We start from the raw sequence: 7249 nt of genomic DNA on the forward strand, positions 1-7249 counted from the left end.
CCCCACGACGGCGCCGGCCCGCGCGGCGGCCCCGCTCCCGCCCGCGGTCCGGCCGGCCGCCCTGGCCGGCCGTCCGGCCGCCGTGCGGCCCGCCACCGTCCCGGTGGAGACCCGATGAGCCGGACACCGAACCCCTGCGACAACCAGACCGAGGGTCCGGAGCGTCCATTCGCCGTGACGCAGGACGAGCTGGAGCGGGCGCTGCGGGAGACGTTCGCCCGTCGGGTCGCCGCGCCGGGCCCGCTCGCCGCCGACCCGGCCGCGCTGGCCATCCGCCGGGCGAACCGGACGGTACGCCGACGCGCGCTGGCCGGTCTCGCCCTGGCCGGGGCGGCCACGGTGCTGGTCACCACCGGCACGGCCCAGTTCGGCGACCGGCCCGGCCACCAGGGCAGCCCGATCGTGGTGCTCGGCGATCCGCGCACCCCGGCGCCGCCGCCGACCGCGTCACCGTCCACGCCGTCGCCGAAGGGGCCGGTCCGGGCCGAGCTGGACCTGATCATCGGGTCCTGGCTCGAGGGCAGCGGTGGCGAGCGGCGTGAGCTGACCGATGTGGGCCCGGTGGACCGGGCGCAGCGGGTCGCCGACCACGGCGGCTGGCTGGTCACCTCGGTGGCCACCGCCGCCGGTCGTACCCTCTGGTGGGTGCCGCCCAACGGCAGCGCGCCGCAGGTGCTGCTGGCCGGCGCGGACGCGATCGCGCTGGCCCCGGACGGACGGCAGCTCGCCTGGCGCGACGGCCGGGAACTGCTCGCCGCCGCCCTGGTCGGCGACCAACTCTTCGCGACCACCCGCACGCCGGCCCCGGACGGCGCGGTGCCGGTCGGCTTCGTCGGTGACGCGGTCCTGGTCCGGCAGCCCGGGCAGGGCGGCTTCACCGTCTGGCGCCGGTTGGCCGGCGCGCTGCCGGCCGCCGCCGAGCGGAGCTTGCTGAACGTCTACGGCGTGCTGCCCGACGGCCGGGTGGTCGGCCAGGTCTCCGCCGGTACGCCCCGACGGCCCTGCCTGGCCCTGCTCGATCCGGCCCGCGGCCTGGCTCCGGTACGCACCGGCTGCGGTCCGGAGCTGGGCACCGACGGCCGGGGCGGGGTGTCGGCCGACGGGCGGTGGCTGCTGGTGAACGGGGCCGGGAAGGATGCGCTCCTGGTCGACCTGGACACGCTCGGCTCGACGGTGTCGGCCCGGTCCGCCGGGCCGGCGGTGACCGATGTGGTGGCCTGGACGCCGACCGGGACCGCGCTGCACGTCGACGGCGCCGGCGGGCTCGTCCGGGTACGGGTCGAGCGGGTGCTGGCCGGCGAGCGCCCCGGCGCGGCGTCGGTCGGCGGCGTCGCCCCCGGCGAACGGCCCGTCCTGGTCAGCGACACCGCCTCCTGACCCTCCGGGGCGCCCGGCGGGGGCCGGCCGGGACCGGTAGCGTCGGCGGATGACCGCGGCGCCCAGGATCGACCTGCACACCCACTCCACCGCCAGCGACGGCACGCTCAGCCCCGCCGAGCTGGTCCGGGCTGCCGCCGACACCGGGCTCGACGTCGTGGCCCTCACCGACCACGACACCACCGCCGGCTGGGAGGCCGCGGTACGCGCGCTGCCGCCGGGGCTCACCCTGATTCGCGGCGCGGAACTCTCCTGCCGCTGGTTCGGCGTCGAGCCGGCGATCCCGCTGCACCTGCTCGCGTACCTCTTCGATCCGACCGAGCCGGAGCTCGTCGCCGAGCTGGCCCGGGTGCGGCTGGCGCGGGAGGTGCGCGGTGAGCGGATCGTACGGCTGCTGCAGGCCGACGGCATCGAGGTGAGCTGGCGGGAGATCCTGGCCGGAGCGGCCGGTGGGACGGTCGGCCGGCCGCACATCGCCCAGGCGCTGATCCGGGCCGGGCTGGTGGCGACCACCTCCGAGGCGTTCGGGCCGGACTGGCTGGGGGAGCGGTACCGACTGCCCAAGGAGGACATCGACGTCTTCCGGGCGGTGGCGCTGGTCCGGGCGGCCGGCGGGGTACCGGTCTTCGCCCACCCCCGGGCCACCCGCCGCGGGCGGATCGTGCCGGACGAGCTGATCGTGGCGCTGGCGGCGGCCGGGCTGGCCGGCCTGGAGGCCGACCACGAGGACCACTCGCCGGCCGAGCGCGCCCACGTCCGGGGGCTCGCCGTCGAGCTGGGGCTGCTGGTCACCGGGTCGTCGGACTTCCACGGCACACACAAGACGGTCCGGCTCGGCGGGCACACCACCGACCCCGGGGCGTACGAGCGGATCGTCGCCACGGCCAGCGGGGTGACCCCGGTCGCTTCAGGCTGAACCGCCTGGACGCCGCGGCTACCGTGTCCGGGTGGATCTCAAGCTCTTCGGCGAGGTCTTCGTGACCCTGTTGGTGATCGTCGACCCGCCGGGCATGATGCCGATCTTCCTCGCGCTGACCGGGCCGCTGCCCGCCCGGGACCGGAACCGCGCGGCCTGGCAGGCCGTGGCGCTGGCGCTCGGGGTGATCGTAATCTTCGCGGTGGCCGGGCAGACGCTCCTGGCCTACCTGCACGTCGACCTGCCGGCGTTGCAGGCCGCCGGCGGGCTGCTGCTGATCCTGGTCGCCCTGGAGCTGCTCACCGGCAAGGCGGACGACCCGAGCCAGCAGGTGACCTCCAACATCGCCCTGGTGCCGCTGGGCACCCCGCTGCTGGCGGGGCCGGGTGCCATCGTCGCCACCATGCTCTTCGTCCAGCGGGCCGGCGCCCTGGGCGACTACACCGCGATAGCCGCCGCGATCGTCGCGGTCATGGTGGCGGTCTGGGTCGTGCTGCGCTTCTCCGGCGTGATCGTCAAGATCCTCCGGCCGGGCGGGATCGAGGTGCTGACCCGGATCGCCGGCCTGCTGCTGGCCGCCATCGCGGTGCAGCTCATCGCCGACGCGATCGCCGCCTTCGTGACCCAGTACCTCACCATGAGCTGACCGCCGGGCCCGCCGCCCGCCCGGGTGTCGTACCGGGGTGGCAGGATCTCAGGCGTGCGACGACCCTCCCCGACCGGACGACCGGGCACCGGCGGCCGGGCCCCCCGACCCCGCGCCGAGCAGGCCGAGCAGCTCGGCTTCGAGGGCATGCCGGAGCGGCTCTTCGTCTGCACCCCCAGCAAGCTCGGGGCGTACGCCGACTGCCCGCGCCGCTACCGCTACTCCTATGTCGACCGTCCGGCGCCGCCGAAGGGTCCGCCGTGGGCGCACAACTCGCTCGGCGCCAGCGTGCACACCGCCCTGAAGAACTGGTACGCGCTCGCCCCGGAGCGGCGCCGGCCGGAGGCCCTGGCCACCCTGCTCCGCGGCACCTGGGTGCGGGAGGGCTACCGCGACGACGAGCAGGAGCGGGACGCCTACCGCCGGGCGCTGGCCTGGCTGGAGTCCTACGTCGCCGGCCTGGATCCCGGGGACGAGCCGATCGGCGTGGAGCGGGTGGTGGCGGTCAAGACCGGGGTGCTGGCCTTCAACGGCCGCGCCGACCGGATCGACTCCCGACCCGGCGCGGACGGCCCGGAGCTGGTCATCGTCGACTACAAGACCGGCCGCACCGGCCTGGACGGCGACGACGCCCGCGGCTCGCAGGCCCTCGCCCTCTACGCGTACGCGGCCGAGCGGGTGTTCCGCCGGCCCTGCCGCCGGGTCGAGCTGCACCACCTGCCCACCGGCACGGTCGCCGCGCACGACCACACTGCCGAGTCGCTGGCCCGCCAGGTCACCCGGGCCGAGGAGACGGCCCGGGACATCTTGGCCGCCGAGCGGGCGGTCGCCGAGGGCGCCGACCCGGACGAGGCCTTCCCCACCACCCCCGGGCCGCGCTGCGGCTGGTGCGACTACCGCCGCACCTGCCCGACCGGGGCCCAGACGCCGGGCAAGGACCCATGGGCGGCCGTGGAGCGGGCCCCCGACCAGGACTGACGTCGCCCACTCCGGCGACCGGCGGACGTGGGATGCGGCAACCAGGGTTCTCCAGGCGGCCGGACGGGCCCAGTTGCGGCAACTCGCGTCGCACCCTGGGCGCCCGGCGTCAGGCGGCGGGGGTGAGGCGGGCGGCGCGTTCCTTGGCGGCCTGCTGCAACGGCCCCTCCCGGTAGCGCCGCGGGAGCGCCGCCAGTGCGAGCCGGAGCGCCCGGACGCTCAGGTCCGCCGAGAGCGCGGTGGTGGGCAGCCCCAGACCGCCGTACAGCCGGCGCGCCCAGGCCGGGAGCAGCCCCAGCGCCGTGCCGGCGATCCCCAGGTACGCCCACCTGGGCGGACCGAGGTGCAGGCCGAGCTTGACGGGCAGGTTGAGCTTCCAGGGGATCGGCGGGACGGTCAGGAAGAGGGCCGTCTCGGCCGCCTCCCGCGTCATCCGCAGGCCGCTGCGGATCCGCCGGTAGTAGTCGTCCACCTCGGCGGCGGTGCCGGGCACGTCCGCCGGGTCCAGCCCGACCAGGGCCGCCGCCCGGCGCTGCTCGGTGTAGTAGCCGTCGACCTCGTCGTCGGTCAGGGCCAGCCCGGCCCGGCGGGCCGTGCTGACGAAGGACTCGACCTCGGTGACGTGCACCCAGCACAGCAATTCCGGGTCGTCGATCCGGAACTCCTCGCCGGTGAACGGGTCGCGGGCCCGCAGCCGGGCGTGCAGCGTACGCAGCCGTCGGCCGGCCGCCTCCGCCTCGGCGGTGGTGCCGTAGATGGTGGTCGCCACGTAGCCGGCGGTGCGGACCAGGCGACCCCAGGCATCGGTCTGGTAGCTGCTGTTCTGGGCCACCCCCGCCATCGCCCGCGGGTGCAGCGCCTGCAGGTAGAGCGAACGCAGGCCGGCGACGATCAGGATCGGCTCCTCGTGCACCTTCCACGTGACCGATCCGGGACCGAAGAGGCCGAGATCATCGGAGTCCACCGACCAAGAGTGCCACGTACCGGCCCGCCCTGTCCGGGCCTGCACCCGGCCGGCGGGCCGGACGAGTCAGTCGTCGGCGGAGCGGCGGGCCTGGCAGGTGGGGCAGAGCCCCCAGAAGGTCACTTCCGCCTCGTCCACCTCGAAGCCGTGGGCGGTGATCGGGTCGAGGCACGGTGCGCTGCCGGTCGCACAGTCGACGTCGGCGATCTCGCCGCAGCCCCGGCACACCACGTGGTGGTGGTTGTCCCCGACCCGGGCCTCGTACCGGGCGGGACTGCCGGCCGGCTCGATCCGGCGGGACAGCCCGGCCCGGGAGAGCGCGCCGAGCACGTCGTAGACCGCCTGGGTGGAGACCGAGTCCAGCCGCTCGCGGACCCGGCGGGTGATCTCGTCGACCTCCAGGTGGCCGCCGGCGGCGAGCACGTCCAGCACGGCGAGGCGGGGTCGGGTCACCCGCAGGCCCCTCGACCGGAGCAGCTCCTCACCACTGGACATGACGTAATGACAGCACGGGCTCACCGGGGCGACAAGGGAGCCGGGACCTGGGTGGCCCGGGACACAGCGACCGGTGGAGTGGTTTCGGTGAACCTCGACCCCGACCTTCGCGTGTACCGGAGTGACGAACAGCGACGACCGTCACAGCGTCGTAGGCTGATCGCCCGCGGTGCCCGTCCACTTGCCGGAGGTGTCGGTGTTCAGGGAAGTCAATGGTCTGCCAGGTCACGTCCTGGTCATCCACGCCGTCGTGGCGCTGGTGCCGCTGCTGGCGTTGCTCTCCGTCGCGTACGGGGTGCTGCCCCACTGGCGGTCCCGCTTCGGCTGGGCGGTGGCCGTACTCGCGGTGCTGACCCCGATCGTCACCTTCGTGGCCACCCAGTCCGGCGAGGAGCTGGAGGAGGTGCTCAGGGGCCGGGGCTACCCGCCGGAGGGCCTGCAGAAGATCCGCGAGCATTCCGAGTACGGCGACACCCTGCTCTGGCTCACCGTCGGCCTGGCCGTGGCGGCCCTGGTGCTGCTGCTCCTGACCAGCGGACTCGAACGGGTGCGCGGGTTGCCCTCGTGGCTCGCCTGGGTGCTCACCGGGGTGGTCGCCGTCCTCGCGGTGTTCGCGCTGGTGTACGTCTATCGCACCGGGGACAGCGGCGCCAAGATGGTGTGGAGCAACATCGTCTGACCCGGGCCCGCACGCTCAGAAGATCACCCGGGAGCAGAGCAGGCAGACCAGGAGGACCACCACCACGGCGGCCACCGCGCCGATGCCGTAGGTGAGCCGCTGGGCCTGCTGCTCCGCGCCGTCGATGCCGGCCATGTCCTGCGGCGGGAGTTGTCGCGGCGGGGGTACCTGCACGTGCACCGACGGTCGCCAGCCGGGCGGCGGCGGCACGGTCGGTGGCGGGCCGGCGTACCCACCCGGTCCGCCGCCCGGGCCGGCCGTGGGTCCACCGGCACCCGCGTCCGCGGTCGGCTGGCTGGTCCCGTCGGTCGGCGGCTGGTCCGGCGGGCGCCGCCAGAACTCGTCCCCGGGGCTGGCTCCGCTCGGCGTCGTCACGCCGTCCGACGCTACCAACGACCCGGCAGGCCGGCCGCCCGACGCGGCGGGGCGGTCCTCCCGGTGAGCACATACCGGTCCGCTACCCGCTCGCGGACCGACGCGGCCGGCGATCTCCGGGCCGGCGGATGCCCGTCCGCTACCCGCTCGCGACCGACGCGGTGGCCCTGATCGCAGACGGCGACGTGGTCGGCGGTGATGATGCCGCTGCCGGCCGCCCTCCGCCGCTCGGACGCGCACGTCGTCCGCCGGACGGCGGTATCCTTGCCGGTCGTGAGCACCGAGGACCCCGGCGTGCCGGGCGCGCGCGGCGACGACGACCGTACGGTCGACCTCAGCGACGACTTCGTGGTCCTGCCCGAGCAGACCGCGGACGACACCGACCGTGGCTGGGGCGAGCGGTCCGGCGGCAACGACGACTGGCTGCTCGCCGAGCGCCCGCCGCACTGGGACTGACCCGCACCGGCACTGATCGACCCGTCCCGGTTCAGCCCGGACGACCACGGCGAACCGGCTCCCCTCGGGCAGGCCGACGGCGCGCTGGGCCTGCTCGGGCCGGAGGGCCAGGTAGAGCGCGGACGAACTGTCGGGCGCCTCCGCGCCCACCACGTCGAGCACCAGCGCCCGGGCGGCGAGGAGGACGGCCCCGCCGGCCGGTATGACCAGCAGGTCCACCCGCGGCGCCCGGGCGGAGCACCGCGAGGGCGGCCGGCAGGGCCAAGCGGATCGGTACCCCACCGCGCCATGGGAAGCGGCAGCCCGCCCCGCGTGACCCGGGCCGGGCGGCGGCCGGGCCGGCCGACTGGGTCGGGCCGGGCG

At 75.8% G+C, this 7249-nt stretch carries 9 protein-coding genes; 6 read left to right on the plus strand and 3 right to left on the minus strand.

Annotation, left to right across the window (positions count from 1 at the left end; all coding sequences use genetic code 11):
* Positions 1–114: 114 nt before the first annotated feature.
* From DKT69_RS26460 to DKT69_RS26475, 4 genes are all read left to right on the plus strand, one after another.
* The gene (locus DKT69_RS26460) at positions 115–1377 is read left to right on the plus strand and encodes a hypothetical protein (RefSeq protein ID WP_109804215.1); all 1263 of its coding nucleotides are present in this window, start codon (positions 115–117) and stop codon (positions 1375–1377) included.
* Between the two features lie 49 nt (positions 1378–1426).
* Positions 1427–2293 carry a PHP domain-containing protein gene (locus DKT69_RS26465; protein WP_109804216.1) on the plus strand — a complete coding sequence of 289 codons (867 nt, stop codon included), beginning with the start codon at positions 1427–1429 and terminating at the stop codon, positions 2291–2293.
* A gap of 31 nt (positions 2294–2324) precedes the next feature.
* Positions 2325–2939: a MarC family protein gene (locus DKT69_RS26470; RefSeq protein WP_109804217.1), complete on the plus strand. Its 615-nt coding sequence runs from the start codon at positions 2325–2327 to the stop codon at positions 2937–2939.
* Positions 2940–3086: 147 nt separating this feature from the next.
* Complete coding sequence (locus tag DKT69_RS26475) at positions 3087–3917, plus strand: RecB family exonuclease (RefSeq protein WP_109804220.1); 831 nt, start codon at positions 3087–3089, stop codon at positions 3915–3917.
* Positions 3918–4026: 109 nt separating this feature from the next.
* Here DKT69_RS26475 and DKT69_RS26480 read toward each other — a convergent pair whose 3' ends face one another.
* Positions 4027–4881: an oxygenase MpaB family protein gene (locus DKT69_RS26480; protein ID WP_109804218.1), complete on the minus strand. Its 855-nt coding sequence runs from the start codon at positions 4879–4881 to the stop codon at positions 4027–4029.
* Positions 4882–4947: 66 nt separating this feature from the next.
* Entirely contained in the window at positions 4948–5376 is a 429-nt protein-coding gene (locus DKT69_RS26485; RefSeq protein ID WP_109804219.1) for a Fur family transcriptional regulator, read from the minus strand.
* Between the two features lie 196 nt (positions 5377–5572).
* Between DKT69_RS26485 and DKT69_RS26490 the strand changes: the two genes are divergently transcribed.
* A complete protein-coding gene (locus DKT69_RS26490) occupies positions 5573–6055 on the plus strand; it encodes a DUF2231 domain-containing protein (RefSeq protein ID WP_109804221.1) in 483 nt (160 codons plus the stop codon).
* 15 nt (positions 6056–6070) lie between these two features.
* Here DKT69_RS26490 and DKT69_RS26495 read toward each other — a convergent pair whose 3' ends face one another.
* Positions 6071–6430, minus strand: a complete 360-nt coding sequence (locus DKT69_RS26495) for a hypothetical protein (protein WP_109804222.1) — start codon at positions 6428–6430, stop codon at positions 6071–6073.
* A 273-nt stretch (positions 6431–6703) separates the two neighbouring features.
* Here DKT69_RS26495 and DKT69_RS26500 point away from each other — a divergent pair, with 273 nt between their 5' ends.
* Complete coding sequence (locus DKT69_RS26500; protein ID WP_109804223.1) at positions 6704–6886, plus strand: hypothetical protein; 183 nt, start codon at positions 6704–6706, stop codon at positions 6884–6886.
* Positions 6887–7249: the final 363 nt, after the last annotated feature.

The sequence above is a fragment of the Micromonospora sicca genome (assembly GCF_003172935.1).
Classification (GTDB): Bacteria; Actinomycetota; Actinomycetes; order Mycobacteriales; family Micromonosporaceae; genus Micromonospora; species Micromonospora sicca.

Bases quoted from the DNA above. Each gene is read 5' to 3' on its own strand.
- DKT69_RS26460 (WP_109804215.1), top strand. From the start codon at position 115: ATGAGCCGGACACCGAACCCCTGCGACAACCAGACCGAGGGTCCGGAG.
- DKT69_RS26465 (WP_109804216.1), top strand. From the start codon at position 1,427: ATGACCGCGGCGCCCAGGATCGACCTGCACACCCACTCCACCGCCAGC.
- DKT69_RS26475 (WP_109804220.1), top strand. From the start codon at position 3,087: ATGCCGGAGCGGCTCTTCGTCTGCACCCCCAGCAAGCTCGGGGCGTAC.
- DKT69_RS26485 (WP_109804219.1), bottom strand. From the start codon at position 5,376: ATGTCCAGTGGTGAGGAGCTGCTCCGGTCGAGGGGCCTGCGGGTGACC.